Genomic DNA, 24,191 nt, shown 5'->3' on the forward strand with positions numbered 1-24,191 from the left:
TCATGACAGCGTTTCCTCGACTCCGACTGTCAGCCTGTCGTACCACCAGGCCGCAAGGCTGTAGACGTCTGGGGCCTTGAGGATGCTGAAGTGGTTACCCGGCCCGTCCCATATCGCCAGTTGTGGCAACAGATGCTGCCAGCCGACCGCCATGGCGGCCTGTTCGACCAGGTTGGCTTCGGCGTCCAGGCGCGTGTCCGTCACCCGCACCAGACTGGCCGGGCCGGTGTAGCCCTGGCCTGGTCGGTACACGGTGCGCAAGGCACTGGAGAAGGTGCGGAAGATCCCGTGCAGCGCCTGCGGTGCCAGACGTGGCGGCAGCAGACCGACACGGACCATGGCTTCCTGCAACAGGCGCAACTGGGTGGCGTCATCACCATCGGTGAAGCTTTGCAGGTCCAGATCAAGACGCTTGCCACTGGAAATCTGCAGCGCCTCGATCAGTTCCTTCAACGCCGCCGTGGTGGTGTAAGGCTTGCTGAGCACGCCTTCACCGCCAGGCGCTTCGCTGTCGATCAGCGTCAGGGAAGCCACTTCGCGGCCGCGCTCCTGAAGCTTTATCGCCATGGCATGAGCCGCCCAGCCGCCAAAGGAATGGCCGACCAGATGCAACGGCCCCTGAGGATAGAAGTCCTCGATCTCCTGCATGTAACGCTCTGCCGCCGCCTCGACCCGGCTATGGGGAACGCTGCGTCCGTCCAGCCCTCGCGGTTGCAGGCCATAGATCGGCCAGTCCGGGCCAAACGCCTCGACCAGGCCGATAAAGCTGGTGACGCTGTCACCGGCGCCCGGCACACAGAACAGCGGAGCCTTGCCGTTCTTGCCGCTCTGGATGGCCAGCAAGGCCTGATAGGCAGGCGCTGCCGGAGCCTTGGCCGGTTCCGCCGCCAGCACCTGAGCGATGGCCTGACCGAGCACCTGCACATGAGGTGCCTGCATCATGCTCTGGTGATCACCCGGCACGTCGATGCTGTGCAACTGCTCCGGCTGCAAGGCTTCGGCCCAACCCAGGGTCGCACTGGTTCCGGCCGGCGCCATCGGACGCTCCTCGGCGCGGAACTGGTGTACCGGCAGGCTGATGGGTTCCAGTCGGTAATGGGCCAGGGCGTGACCATGGGCCACTTCCCGCTCAAGGAAGTGCTGCAGTTGCTGATCGCTGGCCTGAGCCAGTTCCGGATGCAGCAGGTGCTCTTCGCGGCACAGCAACAGCAGGTCCTCGAAGCCCGGCATGGCCGGCTGCTCCAGAATCGAAGCCAGACGCGCCAGTGGTGCAACACCCGCTTCGCCCTGGGCCTTCCAGTGCGCGGTGCAGTGAGACAGCAGTTGCCGCTCCAGCAGGTTCGGCCCTTGCCAGCGCGCCTTGCCCTGATCGGTCAGACGCGGCACGTAGGTGTCGATCAGGCCGAGGAAACCGACCTTCTCGTCCATGCCCAGCAGTTGCGTGGCAACTTCATAGGCGAGCACCCCGCCGAACGACCAGCCAGCCAGACGGTACGGGCCATGGGGCTGCACTTCGCGAATCAGATCGACCAGACGTGCCGCCAGACATTCCATGGTACGCAGCTGTGGTTGCCCCAGGCCGATGCCCGGTAATCCGTAGATCGGGAAGTCGCCTTCCAGATGACGGCCCAGCACCGGGAAGTAGGCATCCAGGCCGGTGAAGTCATGGACCAGGAACAACGGCGGCTGTTTGCCGTCCGCACGCACGGTAATAACCTCTTCAGCTTCTGTCGGCCCGGCTGGACGCTGGTCAAGCAGACCGGCCAGCGCAGCGATACTGGAATGCTGGAACAGCTCGGCCAGAGTCAGCGGCACACCGGACTTCTGGATCAGGCTGACCAGACGGATCGCCGACAGGGAATGACCGCCCAGCTCGAAGAAGCTGTCGTGTCGCCCTACTCGCTCGACTTCCAGCACTTCGGCCCACAGCTCGGCCAGACGCTCTTCCAGCGGCGTGGCAGGTGCCTGATAGGTGGCAGTCGCCATGGCATCCAGGCTCGGTACCGGCAGCGCACGGCGATCAACCTTGCCGTTCTGGGTCAGTGGCAGTGCATCGAGGCCGACATAAGCGGCTGGCACCATGTATTCCGGCAAGCGGCCCAACAGATGGGTGCGCAAGGTGCTGCCGTCGAGTTCAGGGTCCAGACGGGTGAAGTACGCCACCAGACGCAACGCCCCCTGTTCCAGACGCTGGGTGGTGACCACGACTTCGCCGATGCCTGGGCACAGAGCCAGTTGCTGCTCGATCTCGCCCAGTTCGATACGCACACCACGGATCTTCACCTGATCGTCGTTACGGCCCAGGTATTCCAGGGTTCCGTCGACCAGCCAGCGCACCAGGTCGCCAGTACGGTACATACGTGCGCCCGGCTGCCCGGTGAATGGATCGTCGAGGAAACGCTCGGCCGTCAGGTCCGGACGGTTCAGGTAGCCACGGGCAACACCGGCACCGCCGATGTACAACTCGCCCGGCACACCCAGCGGCACAGGCTGCTGACGTTCGTTCAGGACATAGAGACGGGCATTGGTCACCGGCTTGCCGATATGCAGCACGCCGCCCACTTCCATGGTGCCGGAACTGGCCACGACCGTGGCTTCGGTCGGACCGTAGTTGTTGACCACGGCAAAGCCCGGATCGCGGTTGAAGTTACGCAGACGGTCGCCACCGATCAGCAAGGTGCGCAGGGTCGGATGACGAAGCTCGCGGCTGAAAGCGTACTCGGCCACCGGAGTCGGCAGGAAGGACACTTGCAGCGGCTGAGCCAGCCACCAGTCAAGCAGCGTATCGAGCTGTTCGTTTTCCACCTCGGCCGGCGGAATGTGCAGCACGGCACCGGCGCACAGGGCTGGCCAGATTTCCCAGGCCGTGGCGTCGAAGCCAAAGCCGGCCACGCTGGCGGTGTGACTGCCAGCTTGCAGGTCGAAGGCCTGGCAATGCCAGTCCACCAGATTGTTCAGGGTGTGGTGTTCGACCATCACGCCCTTTGGCAGGCCGGTAGAGCCCGAGGTGTAGATCACATAGGCCAGATTGCCCGAGGTCAACTCCGCAACCACTGGGTTTTCCGGGTTGGCCGCCCAGTCCGGGCGATCCAGAGCGATCACCGGCACAGGCAGTTCCGGCAGACGCGCCAACAGATCGAGCTGGGTCAGCACCACCACCGGCTCGCTGTTTTCCAGCAGATAGCTGATGCGGTCGTCCGGATGCCCCGGATCTACCGGCACATAACCTGCGCCAGCCTTGAGCACAGCCAGCAAACCGACCAGCGTTTCCAGGCCGCGACGGGCAACCACCGCCACCCGATCATCCGCACGCACGCCTTGGCCGATCAAATGATGGGCCAACGCATTGGCACGGCGATTCAACTCGCTGTAGCTCAAGTGATGGCCACCCACTTGCGCAGCAACGGCGTCGGGTTGCAGGACAGCCTGCTGCTCGATGCGCTGATGAACTGTCAGTGCGGTTTCATGTTCGGCCAGGTGGTCGTTGAAGCCTTCCAGCAATTCGACACGCTCGGCAACCGGCAGGATGCCCAACGCCTCGACCGGCGTCTGCGGCGCCTGCTCCAGAGCGACCATCAAACCTTCCACGGCGTTGATCAGGTACGCGCAGATACGGCGTGCATCGATCCCCGCCGAAGTCAGCGCGCTCAGCTCGAAGTTTTCGCCAAGATCGTCGACGCTCAGGGTCAACGGATAGTTGCTGCGCTCATCGGCCTGCAACAACTCGATGCCCTGCCAGGCGGTGCTGGCTGCTTCATCGGCGGCTTGCGGTGCTGCGCTGTGACGATAGTTGAACAGCGCGCTGAACAACGGCGCACCCGCTGGCAAGGCGCTGCAACGCTGGGCCAGTGCCAGTGGTGCATGCTCGTGGGCAAACAGCCCGGTCAGACGGCGATGGGTCTGCAGAACCACGTCGCGCACGGGCTGATTGCCCAGGTCGATACGCAGCGGCAAGGTGTTGATGAACACACCCAGGGTACGCTCAACCCCTTCGCCGCCCTGCAAACGTCCAAGCAGAACGGTGCCGAACACCACCTTGTCACGGCCAGACAAGTGCCCCAGCACCTGAGCCCAGGCCAGGTGCATCAGGCTTGCGGCGCTGACACCCAACTGACGGGACTGATCGCGGATCCGACGGGACAATGCAGCATCCAGACGCTGACGGGCTTCGCCTGGCACATCCGCGCCCGGCAAAGTTGCCTGACCATACGGCAAGGTCGGTTCGTCGAGGTCACCCAGTTGCTCGCGGAAGAAGGCTTCATGCGCCTCATCACCCGGCCCCAGCAGAGCCTGGGCGATGTAGTTGCGATACGGCACAGGCTCAGGCAGTTGCGCCTCAAGACCGAGCAGCACGGCCTGCAACTCGTGACTCAACAGCTCCAGCGCCATGTGGTCCATGATCAGGTGATGGAACAGCAGCACGGCGACGATGCGCTGGTTGTCCGGGTCATCGGCATGCACCAGACGCAACAGCGGTGCCGCGTCCAGATTCAGCGGCTCGGCGTCGCTCAAGGCGGCCAGCGGCCCTTCGACCACCGGCAGTTGGGCATTGCGCCAGACCACCTGAACCGGCGTTTCCAGACCTTCCCAGCTCAGCGAGGTGCGCAGCACATCGTTACGGGCAATGACACGCTGCAAGGCCGAGCAGAAAGCGTCCAGACGTTCGCGATTGGCAAAGGCAAAACGTGCCTGCAAGCGGTAAGGATCGTCCTCAACCGAAGTCAGGTAATGGTAGAAAATACCGGCCTGCAACGGCCCCAGCGGGTAAATGTCCTGCACGTTCGCAGCACCGCCAGGAATGCTGGCGACAATTCGGTCGATGGCTGGCTGATCCAGGGTTACCAGCGGCAGCAGATCCGGCGTGATGCGTGAGCAATCCGCCGTTATCAGGTTGGCCGGCACTTGCACGCCATGGCTGCTGCCGATGCCGCTGGCCAGGGCGGCCAGGGTTGGCTGGGCGAACAACACGCGGATATCGGCTTCCAGCCCGAGGCGACGAATGCGCGCCACCAGCGTAACCGCCAGCAACGAATGCCCGCCCAGTTCAAAGAAGTTGTCGTGACGCCCTACCCGGTCAACCTGCAGCAACTCGCTCCAGATTTCGGCCAGATCGGTTTCCAGCTGACCTTGCGGTGCCTCGTAGTCACGACCCGGCAGCGCTTCGCGGTCCGGCGCAGGCAAGGCGCGACGGTCGACCTTGCCGTTGGCCGTCAGCGGCCAGGCGTCCAGACGCACAAAGGCGCTGGGCACCATATAGCCCGGCAAGACAGTCAACAGTTCGGCACGCAATTCGGTGACAGAAGTCGGCGTTGTATTGGCCTGCTGGATGAAATAGGCCACCAGTCGCGTCTGGCCCGGTTCGTCTTCGCGAGCCAGCACCAACGCTTCTTCGATGCCCGGCAACTGACCCAGCTGGCTTTCGATTTCGCCCAGCTCGATACGTACGCCACGGATCTTCACCTGATCGTCGTTACGACCCAGATATTCCAGCGTGCCATCAGCATTCCAGCGCGCAAGGTCACCGGTGCGGTACATCCGCGCGCCCGGCTGCTCGCTGAATGGATCGTCGAGGAAACGCTCGGCGGTCATTTCAGGACGGTTGAGGTAGCCACGGGCTACGCCGTCGCCTGCCACATACAGTTCACCGGCTACGCCAAACGGCACCAGTTGCTGATGTTCGTCCAGCAGGTAAACACGGGTGTTGGCAATCGGTTTGCCGATATCCAGGCTGCCATCGGGCAATAGCTGCCCCGAAGTCGCAACAACAGTGGCCTCGGTCGGGCCGTAGTTATTGATCACCGCAAAGCCCGGATCACGATGGAACTGACGCAGGCGGTCGCCACCGATCAGCAAGGTGCGCAAGGTCGGGTGACGCAGGTCACGGCTGAAAGCGTACTCGGCCACTGGCGTGGACAGGAAAGACACCTGCAGCGGCTGAGCCAGCCACCAGTCGAGCAACGAATCAAGCTGTTCGTTGCTTACATCCGCAGGCGGTACATGCAAGGTCGCACCGGCACACAACGCCGGCCAGACTTCCCAGGCCATGGCGTCGAAACCAAAACCGGCGACGCTAGCGGTGTGGCTGCCGGCGTGCAGGTCGAAAGCTTCGCAATGCCAGTGAACCAGATTGCTCAGGGTGCGGTGTTCGACCATCACGCCTTTCGGCTGGCCGGTGGAACCTGAGGTGTAGATCACGTAAGCCAGATTGGCGTCCGTCAGGCCTGGCACCAGCGGATTGCTTTGCTGGTCGGCCCAGTCTGGACGATCAAGGGCAATGACCGGCACAGACAATGGCGGCAAGCCTGCAATCAGCGCGTGCAGGGTCAATACGGCCACTGGCGCGCTGTCGCCCAGCAGATAAGCGATACGCTCGTCCGGGTGCGCCGGGTCCACCGGCACATAACCCGCGCCCGCCTTGAGCACGGCCAGCAGACCGACCAGTGTTTCCAGACCACGACGAGCGACCACGGCCACACGATCATCCGGGCGTACGCCCAGGCTGATCAGGTGATGGGCCAGGGCATTGGCCTTGCTGTTCAGCTCGCTGTAGCTCAGGTGCTGATCGCCCACTTGCGAAGCGATGGCATCTGGTTGCTGAACGGCCCGGGCTTCGATCAAGCCATGGATAGTCTGACCTTGCGGGATTTCCAGACCTGTAGCGTTGAGTGCTTCCAGCAAGTATTGACGCTCTTGCTCGCCCACCAGCGCGACCTGATCCAGCACCGCCTGTTCGTTGGCTACCAGCGCTTGCAGCAGTTGCTCGAAGTAATGAACGTAACGACCCACGGTGGCTTCGTCGAACAGCGCCAGCGCGTAGTCCAGCGTACCGACCAGTGTTTCGCCCTGCTCGCCCAGGTTCAGCGACAGGTCGAACTTGGACACCTGGCTGGCCTGCTCGACCGGCGAGACGATCAGCCCGTCCATTGGCGGAACCGAACCTTCGCCCGCCAGCCAGTTCAGGGTGGTCTGGAACAGTGGCGCGTGAGCCAGGCTGCGCTCCGGACGCACGATTTCCACTACCTGCTCGAATGGCAGGTCCTGATGATCCTGGGCTTCCAGAACACGTTTCTTGACCTGTGCCAGCAAGGCTTTGCCGGTTGGAGCGCCCGAGGTGTCGATACGCACGGCCAGGGTGTTGACGAACAGGCCGACCAGCCCTTCCAGCTCGGTGCGACCACGGCCTGCCATCGGGCTGCCGATCACCACATCGTTCTGTCCGGACAGGCGTGCCAGCAGCGTCGCCCAGGCTGTCATCAGCGTCATGTACAACGTCACGCCCTGACGCTGAGCCAGATTCCGCAGGCCGCGGCTCAGGTTTGCGTCCAGATGCACCGCAAGGCTACCGCCCGCGAAGTCCTGCTGCGCCGGACGTGGACGGTCGGTTGGCAACATCAGCAGCGTCGGGGCGCCGCCCAGTGCTTCACGCCAGTAAGCCGACTGCTGTTGCAGACGCTCGCCGGTCAGCCATTGACGCTGCCAGACGGCATAGTCGGCGTACTGGATTGCCAGCGTCGGCAAAGGATCAGCTCCACCCACACGCAGGGCCGGATACAGAGCCAGCAGTTCACGGGTCAGCACGCCCATGGACCAACCGTCCGCAACGATATGATGCACGGTCAACAGCAACACGTGATTATCGTCGGCCACTTGCAGCAGGCGGCCACGGATCACCGGCCCGTGGGTCAGGTCGAAAGGTGCCGCAGCTTCTGTGCGAACACGCTCGGCCAGGGCTTCAGGGTTATGGCGCAGGTCTTCCACCGGCAGCACGACTTCATCGGACACCGGCGCGAACAGCACTTCTGCACCGTCTTCAAGGGCGACAAAGCGGCTGCGCAGGGTTTCGTGACGCTCGATGATACGAGCCAGGGCACGGGACAGCGCAGGCACATCAAGAGCGCCTTGCAGGCTCAGGGCCATCGGGATGTTGTACGCCTCGTTGCCACCTTCCATCTGCGCCAGGAACCACAGGCGCTGCTGGGCGAATGACAAAGGCAGCGACTGGTCGCGAGAGGCCGGCAGAATCTGCGCCTGTTCGGTACGTTCGATACCGGAAACGGCAGCAGCCACAGCGGCCAGTTCGCCCAGAGCAAAGAGTTCACCCAATGGCAACTCCACGCCCAATTGCTGACGAACCTGGGAAACCATGCGCATGGCCAGCAGGGAATGCCCGCCCAGATCGAAGAAGTGATCGTGACGACCCACTTGTTCTACCTGCAACACCTCGGCCCAGATCTGTGCCAGAGCGATTTCAATCTCGCCTTCCGGCGCTTCGTAGGTGAGGCCGAACAGCGCCGAACGATCCGGCTTGGGCAGCGCACGGCTATCGAGCTTGCCATTGGCGGTCAGAGGCAGGGTTTCCAGCTCGACGAACGCGGCAGGGACCATGTACTCCGGCAGGTTGGCCTGCAAGGCCGCACGCATCTGTTCTGGCGTGAGGGCTTCGACTTCCTGATGCTGGGTGAAGTAGGCAACCAGACGCACACGCCCCGGCTCGTCTTCACGGGCCAGCACTACGGCGTCGCGGACACTCGGCAGCTCGTGGAGACGGCTGACGATCTCGCCCAGTTCGATACGGAAACCGCGGATCTTGACCTGATCGTCGTTACGCCCCAGGCATTCCAGTTGGCCGTCTTCCAGCCAGCGTCCCAGGTCACCGGTGCGGTACATCGTGGCACCCGGCTCATCGCTGAACGGGTCGGTGAGGAATTTCTCGGCGGTCAGGTCAGGACGATTCAGGTAGCCCTGAGCCACGCCGTCGCCGCCAATGTACAGTTCACCGATAACACCCTGCGGCACCAGGCGCTGATGGGCATCCAGCACATAAATGCTGGTATTGCCGATAGGTCGGCCAATCGATACCGACTCGGCACCTTCGGCCACTTCACGCACTTCGTTGGTAGTCGCAAAGGTGGTGGTTTCGGTCGGGCCATAGCCGTTCACCAGACGCAAGCCCGGCGCATGTTCCAACATGGCGCGGAAGCTGGCCGGATCGGCACGCTCGCCGCCGGACATCAGGTAGCGCAGGCCCTTGAGTGCTTCGGGGATCAGTTGCACATACTGGTTGAACAGCGCGGTGGTGAGGAACAGCACGCTGACATTGCGCAAGGCATCGCTGAGGCGCGCCGGGTCGATCAGGGTCTGGTGGTCGATGACCAGCAATTGCCCGCCATTGAGCAAGGCGCCCCAGACTTCCATGGTGCTGGCATCGAACGCAGGGTTGGAGGCGAAGGCCACACGGTCCTGTTCGTTGAAGTCGGCGAAGCCATTGTTCAACACCAGACGGGCAATACCGCGGTGCAGCACGCACACGCCTTTCGGTGCGCCGGTGGAACCGGAGGTGTACATGACGTACGCCACGCTGTTGGAGTTCTGCACCAGAGCCGGATCATGGGCTGGCTGATCGTCCAGAACCAGCTTATCCAGATCGATGCGCGGAGTAGCAGAGTCAATCGAAGCCGCACTCTGAGCCAGCACGAATACAGCCTTGCAGTCCTCGATCATGTAGACCTGACGCTCGGCGGGTGCATTGATGTCCAGCGGCACATAGGTCGCAGCACATTTGCCGATGGCCAATTGGCCGACCAGCAACTCAATGGAACGTGGCAGCAGGATCGCCACATGATCATTCGGCTTGACGCCCTGCCCGATCAGGTAATGAGCCAGGCGGTTGGCGCGTTCGTTCAGTTCTCCATAGCTCAGCGAGAGGCTGCCATGTACGGCGGCCACGGCTTGCGGATGAGCGGCCGCACGCTGCTCGAACAGACGATGCACCGGCAACTCGCGTGGGTAATCGCGACGGGTGATATTGAAGCCGACCAGCAGGCGCTGACGCTCTGCCGCTGGCAGCACCGACAACTGCTGCATGCCGTTTTCAGGCTGCTGCTCCAGCGCCTCGACCAGATTGGCCACGGCTTCCTGTAGGTAACCGCAGACTCGCTGGGCATCGATGCCCTGTGCCGCCTGGGCGGTCAGGCTGAAGGTTTCGCCCAGATCGTCGATGCTCAGGGTCAACGGATAGTTGCTGCGCTCTTCGGCATTCAGCACGTCGATGCCTTGCCAGGCAGTGCTGGCCGCTTCGTCTCTGACCTGAGGTGCCGCACTGTGGCGGTAATTGAGCAGCGTGCTGAACAATGGCGCGCCAGCCGGCAAGGCACTGCAACGCTGGGCAAGGGCCAGTTGTGCATGCTCGTGGGCAAGCAGGCCGGTCAAGCGGCGATGGGTATCCAGTACCGCATCGCGTACAGGCTGGCTGCCCAGATCGATACGCAGTGGCAAGGTGTTGATGAAGACGCCAAGAGCACGCTCCACGCCCTCACCGCCTTGCAGACGCCCGAGCAATACCGTGCCGAACACTACGCTGTCGCGACCGGACAACTGGCCCAGCACCTGAGCCCAGGCCAGGTGCATCAGGCTTGCGGCACTGACACCCAGTTGTCGGGCCTGATCGCGGACCTTGCCGCACAAGACGACGTCCAGTGGCAGTCGCGCTTCGCTGAGTTCGCCCTCGCCGGCCGCTACAGGCAGACCATAAGGCAAGGTCGGCTCATCGATATCGCCCAGTTGTTCGCGGAAGAAGGTTTCATGGGCGTCATCGCCAGGACCTTGCAGGACCTGAGCGACGTAGTTGCGATACGGCACAGGGGCCGCAAGCTGTGCTTCTTCATCAAGGAGCATGGCCTGCAATTCGTGGCCCAGCACTTCAAGGGCCACGTGATCCATGACCACGTGATGGAAGCGCAATACAGCAGAGATTCGCTGGGTGGCCGGATCAAAGGCATGCACCAGATGCAGCAGCGGTGCCTGGGTCAGGTCCATGCGTGGCGCATTCGCCAGGTCTTGCAGTGCAATCTCTTCGACCTTCAGACGAGCCTGGCGCCAGACGACTTGCACCGGTGCCTGCAAGCCTTCCCAGAGCAGTGCCGTGCGCAGGATGTCGTTACGCTCGATGACTCGCTGCAATGCGTTGCTGAACGCTTCGAGGCGTGATTCGTCAGCAAAGGCGAACTGCGGTTGCAGCAGATACGGATCGTTGTCGCCTGCTGCCAGGTGATGGTAAAGAATCCCCGCCTGCAACGGCCCCAGCGGGTAGATGTCCTGCACGTTGGCTGCGCCGCCGGGAACGCTGGCGACGATACGGTCGATGGCGTCCTGCTCCAGCGCTACCAGAGGCAGCAGGTCCGGGGTGATGTGCTGGCAATCTGCGCCAATCCGGTTGGCTGGCACTTGCAGTTCGCTGCCGATGCTGTTGTCGGCGGAGTTGGCCAGCGCAGCCAGGGTCGGCTGGGCGAACAACACGCGGATATCGGCGGTCATGCCCAGACGGCGCATGCGGGCGATCAGGGTCACGGCAAGCAACGAATGCCCGCCCAGTTCAAAGAAGTTGTCCTGACGACCGACTGTTTCCACGTGCAGCAGCTCGGCCCAGAGTGCGGCCAGCTGTGTTTCTGTCTCGCCCTGCGGTGTTTCGTAGTTGCGGCTCAACACCGCCTGCGCGCCCGGCTCCGGCAAGGCTGCGCGGTCGAGCTTGCCGTTGGGGCTCAGGGGCAAGGTTGGCAGCGCGACATAGGCCGAAGGCACCATGTAGTCCGGCAACCCGGCCAGCACGTATTCACGCAGGACTTCGATGCTCGGCGCTTCCTGGCCTTCATGGCAACTGAACCAGGCCACCAGACGTTCGTTATGCAGCAGGACTGCCGCTTCGCGAATGGCCGGATGGGTGGCCAGTCGTGCTTCGATTTCGCCCAGTTCGATACGCAGGCCATGCAGTTTGACCTGGAAGTCATTACGACCCAGGAACTCCAGAGTGCCGTCGGCACGCTGACGCACCAGGTCGCCACTGCGGTACAGGCGGTCACCTGCAACGAACGGGCTGTCGATGAAACGCTCGGCCTGCATGTGCGGCAGGTTCAGGTAGCCACGAGCGACACCGGCACCGCCGATATGCAACTCGCCCACCACGCCTTGCGGTACGGGCTGATCGTAGGCATCCAGTACATACAGGCGGGTGTTGCTGACAGGACGGCCGATAGGCAATGCGCTGTCTGGCACTGCATCCTGAGGTTCCAGGGTCCAGACGCTGCAATCCACCGTGGTTTCGGTCGGACCATAAACGTTGTGCAGGCGTGCGCCTGGCAGACGCTGGCGTACCTGACGGGCCAGCGCCTCGGTCAGCTCACCACCGCCACAGACGATATCGGTCAGGGAGCCGCACTGGCTGCTTTCTTCCAGTTCCAGGAATTGCTGGAGCAAAGCCGGTACGAACTGCACCACGCTGACCTGTCGCTCGATGATCAACTGCGCCAGATAGGCAGGGTCGCGATGCCCGTCCGGACGCGCCAGTACCAGGCGAAGGCCGGCACACAGCGGCCAGAACAGTTCCCATACCGAAGCGTCGAAACTGACTGGCGTCTTGTGCAACAGAGCGCCTTGGGAAGTCGGCACAAACAACTGCGAACTCCATTGCACCAGGTTGCACAAGCCGCGGTGTTCGACCATCACGCCTTTTGGCGTGCCGGTGGAGCCGGAGGTGTAGATCACGTAGGCCAGATTGTCTGCGTTCAGGCCAGGCACCACCGGGTTTTCAGCGGATTGTGCCGCCCAGGTGCAGACGTCCAGATTCAACAGTTGCAGCGTGCTATCGGCGAAGCGGTCCTGAGTCCTGGCATCCACCAGCAGGGTCAGCGCTGCGCTGTCCCCCAGCATGTAGGCCAGACGCTCGGTCGGGTAACCTGGGTCCAGCGGCACGTAGGCACCACCCGCCTTGAGTACAGCCAGCAAACCGACAAGCAGGTTCGGGCCGCGTTCCAGGCACACCGCCACACGATCGTCGGCCTGCACGCCTTGATCGATAAGGTGATGGGCCAGACGGTTGGCGGCCTCGTTGAGCTGGCGATAACTCAGTTGAACACCTTCGCTTTCCAGAGCAATGGCATCCGGAGTGCGCAGTACCTGAGCCTCGAACAACGCCTGCACAGGCTGGTCGAGGACAAAGCTCTGCTCGCTGGCGTTGAAATCCACCAGCAAACGGCGGCGCTCCTGCGCGCCCAGCAGTTCTACCTGCGCCGGAACAGACTGGTCGCTGCCGACCATGCTCCACAGCAAGGGCTCAAGATAGGACACATAACGCTCGGCAGTGGCTGCATCGAACAGCGCCGTTGCGTAATCCAGAGCACCGGCAAAGCCTTCCTCGGTCTCGCCCATGCTCAAGGTCAGGTCGAACTTGGCGAAGGTCGGTTGATCGCCCAGCGGCTCCAGGCGCAAATCACCCAGATGCAGCTCCAGCCCCTGACTGCCGTCCCAGGCCAGCGAAGTCTGGAACAACGGGCTATGGGCCAGGCTGCGTGGCGGCCGCAAGCGCTCTACAACCTGCTCGAATGGCAGGTCTTGATGCTCCTGGGCTTCCAGCACACGAGTCTTGATGCGCGCCAGCAGTTCAGTGACATCCGGCTCACCCGAGGTGTCGACACGCACGGCCAGAGTGTTGACGAACAGGCCGATCAAACCCTCGACTTCGGCGCGGCGGCGGTTGGCAACCGGCGTACCGATCACCACCTCGTCCTGACCGGACAGGCGCGCCAGCAGCACGGACCAGGCTCCCATGAACAGCATGAACGGCGTTACACCATGGCGCTGGCAGAAGGCTTTGATCTCGGTGCTCAGACGCGAGTTGAAGCGCACAGGAAGACTGACGCCCGTGTAGTCCTGACGTGCCGGACGAGGCCGGTCGGTCGGCAGTGTCAGCAAGACTGGCGCGCCTGAAAGCGCCTGATGCCAGTAATCGCCCTGGCTGCTCAGTCTTTCGCTGTCCAGCCAGTTGCGTTGCCAGATGGCGTAATCGGCGTATTGCAAGGCCAGTGGCGGCAACGGATCATCCAGCCCCTGATTGAACGCCTTGTAAAGTGCGGTGAGTTCGCGGGTCAGAACTCCCAGCGACCAGCCGTCAGCAACGATGTGATGCACGGTCAGCAGCAACACATGGCGATCTTCGGCCAGGCACAGCAGACGACCCCGGATCGGCAATTCGTGATTCAGGTCGAAAGCCTGTTCCGCTTCCTCCTTGACCACGTCCTGCAAGGCCTGATCATCCTGACCGCGCAGGTCCTGCCAGCTCAGCTCCGGAACCACGGTTGCAGGTGCAGCGTGTACCCGGGCTTCGCCTTCTTCCTGAGTGAAGCGACTGCGCAGGCTGTCGTGGCGCGCAACAATACGCTCCAGCGCACGTTTCAACGCACGGGTGTCCAGTTGCCCGGTCAGTTGCAGGCCCAACGGGATGTTATAGGCGCTGTTGGCGTCTTCCATCTGCGCCAGGAACCAGATCCGCTGCTGGGCGAAAGACAGTGGAACCGCCCCGCTGCGCGGCAGCACTTCGATAGGTGGCAGTTCGTTCTTGTCGGCATTGCCCAGGCATTGCGCCACAGCGGCCAGAGCGCTGTCGGCGAACAGGTCGCCCAGCGACAACTCCAGCGACAGGCGCTGACGCACCTGAGAAACCATACGCATCGCCAGCAGGGAGTGACCGCCCAGTTCAAAGAAACGGTCATGACGGCCGACACGCTCGACTTGCAGCAATTCGCTCCAGATCTGCGCCAGAGCGATTTCCAGCTCGCCTTCCGGCGCCTGATACTCGCCGGTGAACAGCGCATCGCGATCAGGGACAGGCAAGGCGCGGCGGTCGACCTTGCCGTTGGCCGTCAGCGGCCAGGCGTCCAGACGCACCAGCGCGCTGGGGACCATGTAGGCCGGTAACTGCTCCAGCAAGGCCGCACGCAGGTCATTCACAACCAGTGGCGTGCTGTCAACCCGTTCGGTGAAATAGCCCACCAGTCGTGGCTGACCCGGTTCGTCTTCGCGAGCCAGCACCAACGCTTCTTCGATGCCCGGCAACTGGCCCAGCTGGCTTTCGATTTCGCCCAGCTCGATACGTACGCCACGGATCTTCACCTGATCGTCGTTACGACCCATATATTCCAGCGTGCCATCAGCATTCCAGCGCGCAAGGTCACCCGTGCGGTACATACGCGCGCCCGGCTGCTCGCTGAATGGATCGTCGAGGAAGCGCTCGGCAGTCATTTCCGGGCGGTTCAGGTAACCACGGGCTACGCCGTCGCCTGCCACATACAACTCACCCGCCACGCCAAACGGTACCAGTTGTTGATGTTCGTCCAGCAGATAAACCTGGGTGTTGGCAATTGGCTTGCCGATATCCAGGCTGCCGTCGGGGAACAACTGACCCGAGGTGGCGACAACAGTGGCCTCGGTCGGGCCGTAGTTGTTGATCACCACAAAGCCCGGATCACGATGGAACTGACGCAAGCGGTCGCCACCGATCAGCAAGGTGCGCAAGGTCGGGTGACGCAGGTCACGGCTGAAAGCGTACTCGGCCACTGGCGTCGAGAGGAACGACACTTGCAGCGGCTGAGCCAGCCACCAGTCGAGCAACGAATCAAGCTGTTCGTTGCTTACATCGGCAGGCGGCACATGCAAGGTCGCACCGGCACACAGCGCCGGCCAGACTTCCCAGGCCATGGCGTCGAAACCAAAACCGGCAACGCTGGCAGTATGGCTGCCGGCTTGCAGATCAAAGGCTTCGCAATGCCAATGCACCAGATTGCTCAGGGTGCGGTGTTCAACCATCACGCCTTTTGGCTGACCCGTCGAACCTGAGGTGTAGATGACGTAAGCCAGATTGGCAGCAGTGAGGCCTTGCACCAGCGGATTGTCTTGCTGATCGGCCCAGTCTGGACGATCAAGAGCAATGACCGGCACAGACAATGGCGGCAAGCCTGCCAGCAAACCGTGCTGAGTCAGCACCGCTACTGGCGCGCTGTCGCTCAATAGATAAGCGATACGCTCATCCGGGTGCGCCGGGTCCACCGGCACATAACCCGCGCCGGCCTTGAGCACGGCCAGCAGGCCGACCAGTGTTTCCAGCCCGCGACGAGCGACCACGGCCACACGATCATCCGGGCGAACACCTTGGCTGATCAGGTGATGAGCCAAGGCATTGGCCTTGCTGTTCAGTTCGCTGTAGCTCAGGTGCTGATCGCCCACTTGCGAAGCGATGGCATCTGGTTGATCGAGGGCCTGACGCTCGATGCGCTGGTGGATCGTCAGCGCTGTTTCCTTGTCGAGATGATAGGCATTGAAACTTTCCAGCAGCCGCTTGCGCTCATCGGCAGGCAGAATTTCCACACGCTCGACCGGCGTCTGCGGCGCCTGTTCCAGAGCCTCCAGCAAATGCTCCATGGCACGTTCAAGATAAGCACAGGTGCGCTGCGGGTCGATGCCGGTCGTGGTTTGCGCGGTGAAGCTGAAGGCGTCGCCCAGATCGTCGACGCTCACCACCAGCGGATAGTTGCTGCGCTCCTCTGCATGCAGGACTTCGATGCCCTGCCAGGTTTCGCCTGTGGTCTGTGCCGAGCTGTGTCGATAATTGAGCAAGGCATTGAACAGTGGCGTCGGCGCGGCCACGCCGCTGCAACGCTGGGCCAGAGCCAGCGGCGCATGTTCGTGGCGCATCAGGGTGGTCAGGCGCTGATGGGTGGCCTTGACCGCTGTGCGAACGTCCTGCGCATCCAGATTGATACGGATCGGCAAGGTGTTGATGAAGATACCCAAAGCACGTTCGGTCGCCTCGGCGCCAAGAAGGCGGCCCATGAGTACGGTGCCGAATACCACGCGCTGGCGGCCGGTCAGGCCTGACAGCACCCGCGCCCAGCCCAGGTGAAACAGGCTGGCGACGCTGATGCCCAGAGTACGCGCCTGAGTGCGCAGGCGGCGGCAGAGTTCGAGGTCCAGAGACAGGGTGTATTCGGTGATGTCGCCACCGTCGCCGCTGAGGTCCTGCAGGTCATAGGCCAGAGTCGGCTCATCGAGGTCGCCCAGCATCTCGCGGAAGAACGTCTCGTGTTCTTTCTCGCTGACGCCCAACAGGGCCTGACCCACATAGTTGCGGAACGGAACCGGCGTACCCAGCAAACCAGCCTGGCCACTCAGGCAGGCCTGAATTTCATGGCGCACCACTTCCAGAGCGCTGTGGTCCATGGCGATGTGATGGAACTGCAAGGCTGCCTTCACGCCCTGGCCGTGCTCGGCCTCGTCGTAGACCAGACGAATCAGTGGCGCCTGGCCGAGATCCATGATGGTCTGGGCTTGCGCCGACAAGGCACCGACCGTGAGGTCCGCGTGACGCCAGACCACCTGAACCGGGGTTTCCAGCCCGTCCCAGTGGATCGAAGTGCGCAAGATGTCGTGCCGTTCGATCACTGTCTGCAAGGCCAGGGCAAAGGCATCCAGACGAGCACGGTCGGCAAAGGCGAACTCCACGTGCATGACATAGAGGTCGCCGTGGCTGGCGGTAACATGGTGATAAAGAATGCCCTGCTGCAAGGGCGCCAGCGGGTAGATGTCCTGCACATTCGCGGCGCCGCCAGGGACATGCGCGACCAGCCTGTCGATGCTGTCCTGATCCAGAGAGATCAGGGTCAGCATTTCGGGAGTGATATGGGTGCAGCCCGCAGGAATGCCGTTTTCCGGCAAGGTCGGAGCACCACGTTTGGTTGCCAGATACTCGCCCTGTTCGATCAGCTCGATCAATGCCGGCTTGTGCTCGCGCAGGTGTTCCACCAGGCCCTTGTCGGTCAGTGCACGGCGATTGCCCTGCACCACCAGTTGTCCATCCTTGACCGACAGATTGATGTCATTGGCCTTCAGTGTCGCCAGGAGTTCGTTGATGCTCACAGGATAATCTCCATGCTCTCTGTGATGGCTGCATAGCCGGCCAGCGTAGGTTGTTCGAACAACGCCCGGACATCGGCTTCAATGCCTTCCTGCCTCAGACGCGCGGTCAGACTGACCGCCAGGAGCGAGTGACCGCCCAGTTCAAAGAAGTTGTCGTGTCGCCCCACCCGCTCGACGCCGAGCAGTTCGGCCCAGAGCTCGGCCAGCAGGACTTCGGTTTCGCCCTCCGGCGCTTCGTAGGGGCGGGTCATTACTGCATCGGCACCCGGCGCAGGCAAGGCCTTCTGGTCCACTTTGCCGTTAGGGGTCAGAGGGAATGCATCCAGATGTACATAGAGCGCAGGCACCATGTAATCCGGCAATTGCGCACGCAGCACTTCGCGCAGGGTTTCCACCGGCAGCAGCGTGCCGGTGTAATAAGCCACCAGTCGCTGACCGCCCGGTTGCTCGTCGCGAGCCAGCACCACGGCCTGTTGAATGCCCGGATAACGGGTCAGGCACGCCTGGATTTCACCCAGTTCGATACGCAGGCCATACAGCTTGACCTGATCGTCGTTACGACCCAGGAAGTCGAGGTTGCCGTCCGCACGCTGGGACACCAGGTCGCCGGTGCGATACAGGCGGTCGCCGGCCACGAACGGGCTGTCGATGAAACGCTCGGCCTGGAACTGCGGCAGGTTCAGGTAACCACGGGTGACGCCTGAGCCACCGATGTGCAACTGACCGATCACGCCCTGTGGAACCAGTTGGTCGTATTCGTCCAATACATACATGCGGGTGTTGCTGATCGGTCGCCCGATCGGCAAGGCGCTGTCCGGTACAGGCTCGTGCGGCTCAAGGGTCCAGGCGCTGGAATCCACCGTGGTCTCGGTCGGGCCATAGACGTTGTGCAGACGCGCCCACGGCAGGCGTTGGCGTACACGCTCGGCCAGAGCGATGGTCAGTTCGCCACCGCCGCAGACGATGTCGGTCAGTGAAGTGCACTGGCTGATTTCTTCCAGTTCAAGGAACTGCTGAAGCAAGGCCGGTACGAATTGGACCACGCTGGCCTTCTGATCGCGGATCAAGCGCATCAGGTAAGCCGGATCGCGATGGCCATCAGGACGCGCCAGTACCAGCGGCAAGCCGGCGCACAGCGGCCAGAACAGTTCCCATACCGAAGCATCGAAGCTGATGGGCGTCTTGTGCAGCAGCGCCGTCTCGGGTTTCAACGGAATAACCTGCGAACTCCAGTGAACCAGGTTACCCACGCTGCGGTGCTCGACCATCACACCCTTCGGCGTACCGGTGGAACCGGAGGTGTAGATCACATAGGCCAGGTGGTCCGGGTTCATGCCGACAATTTGCGGATTGTCGATGCTCTGGGCACCCCAGATGTTGTTGTCGAGGTCGACACGCAACGTACGCTCTTCGTCCAGCAGCTTGCGGGTGGCAGTCTGGACCAGTACCACGGCCGGCGAGCTGTCTTCGAGCATGTAATGAATGCGCTCACGCGGATAGCTCGGGTCCAGCGGCACATAGGCGGCACCGGTCTTGAGGATGGCCAGCAGACCAACCACCATGGATACGCCACGTTCAAGACAGATGGCTACTCGATCATCGGTTTTCACACCCAGGCTGATCAGGTGGTGCGCCAGGCGGTTGGCTTGTTCGTTGAGCGCCTGATAGCTCAGTTGTACGCCTTCGCCACGCAGCGCAATGGCCTGTGGTTTGCGGACAACCTGGCTCTCGAACAGACCATGAAGGGTATGCTCCAGATCGTAGTCGACCTCAGTCTGGTTGAAGTCGACCACCAGACGCTGGCGCTCCTCGGCGTCCAGTACCGACAGGTGTTGCAATGGCAGATCAGGCTGAGACTCAAGGGCCTCGACCACACCGGTCAATGCCTGCTGCACGTAGCCGCAGATACGGCGGGCACCCACGTCAGGCGTGACAGTGACCGACAGACGCAGGCTGTCGCCCAGGTCGTCGACGTTGAGGCTCAACGGATAGTTGGTGTTTTTCTCGCTGGCCAGGATTTCCAGGCCGCGCCACGCTTCGCGCTGGGCATCCTGTTTAGCCTGACCGGCGCTGTGGCGGTAGTTGAGAATCGCGCTGAACAGCGGCAATGGCGCAGCAACACCGCTCCAGCGCTGAGCCTGAGCCAAGGAAGCGTGCTCATGCCCCAGCAATGCGGCAAGACGGGCGTGAGTGTCACGCGCCCCTTCACTCACGCCGATATCGGCCAGATCGATCCGCAACGGCAAGGTATTGATGAACATGCCCATGCCACGGTCGGCACCGGCACCGCCTTGCAGACGACCGAGCAGCACAGTGCCGAACACCACGCGGTCCTTGCCCGTAGCGGTGGCCAGCACCCGGCCCCAGGCCAGGTGGAACAGGCTGGCGACGCTGACGCCCATCTGCCGGGCCTGATTGCGCAGGCGCAGGGTCAGATCATCGGGCAGTGTCTGTTGAGCTTCTTCGATGGAGCTGCCATCACCTTGAACATCGTGCAGGCCGAACGGCAGGGTCGGCTCGTCGATATCGCCCAGTTGCCCGCGGAAATACGCTTCGTGCTCCGCTTCGCTGACACCCAGGCGCGCCTGGGCCACATAGTTGCGGTACGGCACCGAAGGCTCGGCGGGTTGTGGCTCGCCGCGCAGATGGGCAAGAATTTCCTCGCGCATCACTTGCAAGGCCGTGGCATCGACCACGATATGGTGGAACAACAGCGTGGCCTGCAAGCGCGAGCTGGCCGGATCATGGCTGTAGATCAGACGGATCAGCGGTGCCTGGCTGAGGTCGATCCGTGCCGATGTATCCTGGGTTTCGATCTGCGCCAGAGGCACTTCGTTGATCGGCAGGTCGGCATGACGCCAGACCACCTGCTGTGGAACCTCCAGCCCTTCCCAGACAATCGCGGTACGCAGGCTGTCGTGACGGGCAATGACTTTGCGCAGGCCATCGGCAACTGTGTGCAGACGCTCCAGGCTGTCAAAGCTGATGCGCAACTGCAGCAGGTACGGATCGCCCTGCCCGGCGGTCAGGTAGTGATAGAGAATGCCTTCCTGCAACGGTGCCAGCGGGTAGATTTCCTGCACGTTGGCAGCACCACCGGGAACGGTTTCGACAATGCGGTCGATGGTCGGCTGATCCAGACGCGACAGGCTCAGCATGTCCGGCGTGATTCGTGTGGCGCCTGCCGGTACCAGATTGGCCGGTACAGTGATTTCGCGGCCATTGCCAACCGAAGCTGCCAATGCGGCCACAGTTGGCTGGCCCAGCAAGACACGCACATCGGCACTCAGACCGGCGTTGCGCATGCGCTCCACCAGGCTGACCGCCAGCAATGAATGGCCGCCCAGTTCAAAGAAGTTATCGTGACGCCCTACCCGGTCGACACCCAGCACCTGGGCCCAGAGTTCGGCAATCGCGACTTCCACTTCGCCTTGCGGCGCTTCGTAGGCCTTTGCAGCCAGATCGGCATGGTCCGGGTCTGGCAGAGCACGGCGGTCGAGCTTGCCGTGGCTGGTCAGTGGCAAGGCTTCCAGCCGTATAAAGGCCAGCGGCACCATGTAGCCAGGCAGACTGGCCTGCAAGGCCTGACGCAGTGCGTCCGTCTCCACCAGTGAGGTTTCGGTGAACCACGCCAGCAGACGCTCACCGCGCACCAGGACCACAGAATCTTTCACGCCTGGCTGAGCAGCAAGAACCGCTTCGATCTCACCCAGCTCGATGCGCATGCCGCGAATCTTCACCTGATCGTCGTTGCGGCCCAGGTAGTCCAGAGTGCCGTTGGCATTCCAGCGCACCAGGTCACCACTGCGATACATGCGGGCATGGGCCGCGTCGCTGAACGGGTCGGCGATAAAGCGCTCTTCGGTCAGGTCAGGCCGGTTCAGGTAGCCACGGGCAACGCCCGAACCACCGATGTAAAGCTCGCCGCTCACGCCCACCGGCACTGGCTGAAGCTGTTCATCCAGCACATAAATGCTGGTATTGGAGATCGGGCCGCCGATGTGCAGCGACTCGCCCACCCGTACCTGACCCGAAGTGGCAACCACGGTGGTTTCGGTCGGGCCGTAGTTGTTGATCACGGCGAAACCCGGATCGCGGTCGAACTGACGCAGGCGGTCGCCACCAATCAGCAAGGTGCGCAGGGTCTGGTGCTGACGGGGACGGCGGAAAGCCTGCTCGGCCACAGGAGTCGGCAGGAAGCCCACTTGCAGCGGTTGCTCCAGCCACCAGTCGAGCAGTTCATCCACATGCTCGTTGCCGACATGAGCCGGTGGCAGGTGCAGCACGGCACCGACACAGAGCGCAGGCCAGATTTCCCAGACCATGGCGTCGAAGCCGAAACCGGCAACGCTGGCGGTATGGCTGCCTGCATTCAGGTTGAAGGCCTGGCAATGCCAGTGAACCAGGTTGTTCAAGGTGCGGTGCTCGACCATCACGCCTTTGGGCTGCCCGGTTGAGCCAGAGGTATAGATCACGTAGGCCAGGTTTGCATCGCTCAGCCCCACCACTTGCGGGTTGTTGCGGAACTCCTGATCCCAGGCGCCCTGGCCCAGATCCACTTGCGCGACCTCACCCACCAGATCACGTGTCGAAGCATCGACCAGTACCACTCGTGGCGCGCTGTCTTCCAGCAGGTAGCTGATGCGCTCGGCAGGGTAAGCCGGGTCAACCGGCACATAGGCGGCACCGGCCTTGAGAATGGCCAGCAGACCGACCAAACGATCGGGGCTGCGGCGCAGGCACAGGGCGACACGCTCGTCCGGCTTCACGCCAAGCCCGATCAGATGATGGGCCAGGCTGTTGGCGCGACGGTTGAGTTCGGCGTAGCTCAAGACTTCATCACCCTGAACCACGGCAGGCGCGTCCGGCCTGTTGAAGGCCTGAGCTTCAACCAGTGCATGCACGGTCAGGCCTTGCGGGAAGTCTTGCGCGCTGGCATTGAAGTCGACCAGCAGTTTGCGACGCTCCTCGCTCTCAAGGATCGATAGCGCATCCAGCGGCACTGGCGATGCCTGCTCCAGAGCCTGAACCAGTTGCTCCACCGTGTTATGCATCCAGCCGACCACGCGCTCGGCACCAATGCCTTCCAGCGCCAGCACATGCAGGTCGAAACTGTCGCCCATGTCGTCGACGCTCAAGGTCAGCGGGTAGTTGCTGCGTACGTCACCGCCGAGCACGCGCACGCCCTGCCATGCACCTTCGCCGTCGAGGGGCTTCACGTTGGCGCTGTGACGGTAGTTGAGCAAGGCGCTGAACAGCGGAGAGCCCGCCGCAACGCCACTGCAACGCTGGGCAAGAACCAGCGAGGCATGTTCGTGGGCGAGCAAGGCAGACAGGCGCGAATGCACGCTCTTCAAGGCTTCGCCCGCACCCGTGGCTGTATCGACACGCAACGGCAAGGTGTTGATGAATACGCCGAGCGCCCGATCGGCGCCCTCACCGCTCTGCATGCGGCCCAGCAATACAGTGCCGAAAACCACATCGCGACGGTTGGCGAGCACACTCAGGACTCGCGCCCAGGCCAGGTGCATCAGGCTGGCGGCGCTGACGCCCTGTTGGCGAGCCTGCTCGCGCAGACGCAGGGAAAGAGCATTGTCGAGTACCAGGCGGGACTCTTCGATGCCGCTGCCGTCGGTGCGCACGTCCTGCAAGCCGAAAGGCAGAGTCGGCTCTTCGATATCACCGAGCATTTCGCTGAAAAATGCCTCGTGCCGGGTGTCGTCACTGCCGATGCGCACCTGAGCCACATAGTTGCGGTAAGGCACTGGCGGTGCCATATCCGCCGACTGGCCGGATAGCAGTGCCTGCATCTCGTTGCTGACCACTTCCATCGCAGCGTTGTCCAGCACCAGATGGTGGAACAACAGGATCGCCACGACCTGGTTATTGACCGGATCATGGGCATGGACCAGACGCATCAGCGGTGCCTGGGACAGTTCCAGGCGATGGTGACGGGCGTCGAATTGCTGCTGCAGACGTTCAATGATGCTGACGTCTGTGGCCGGGGTATCGAAGCTGACCGGCTGCACTGTCAGTTCAGCCTTGCGCCAGACCACTTGCTGCGGGCTTTCCAGTCCTTCCCAGACCACGGATGTGCGCAGGATATCGTGGCGATCAATCACTTGCTGCAAAGCGCCGGCCCAGGCTTGCAAGCGATCCAGGCTGTCGAAAGCCAGACGCCATTGCAACAGATACGGGTCGCCCTGTTCGGCAGTGATGTGGTGATAAAGAATGCCTTCCTGCAAAGGCGCGAGCGGGTAGATTTCCTGCACGTTGGCGGCGCCACCTGGCACGGTGGCGACAATCCGGCCGATAGCCGACTGGTCAAGATCGGTCAGGCTCAACAGCTCTGGCGTGATCTGCGTGCAACCTTCCGGAACAAGGTTGTCCGGCACCGTAATCGCTTGTTGTTGATTGCTGTCGGCTGCCGCCAGGGCCGCAATGGTCGGCTG

2 protein-coding genes (1 of these 2 running past the window's edge) are annotated in these 24,191 nt (G+C 62.5%); both read right to left on the reverse strand.

All coding sequences use genetic code 11. From position 1 onward, the window contains the following. Positions 1-17,739, reverse strand: a complete 17,739-nt coding sequence (locus ACODS3_RS07280) for an amino acid adenylation domain-containing protein (protein ID WP_489033900.1) — start codon at positions 17,737-17,739, stop codon at positions 1-3. Continuing rightward, positions 17,736-24,191 carry the 3' portion of a non-ribosomal peptide synthetase gene (locus ACODS3_RS07285; protein WP_489033901.1) on the reverse strand. It continues 3,042 nt past the right edge of the window, so the window shows 6,456 of its 9,498 coding nt (coding positions 3,043-9,498); its start codon lies beyond the right edge, outside the window; its stop codon occupies positions 17,736-17,738. Before ACODS3_RS07285 ends, ACODS3_RS07280 begins: the two co-directional genes overlap by 4 nt.

The organism is Pseudomonas sp. FG43 (assembly GCF_057809175.1).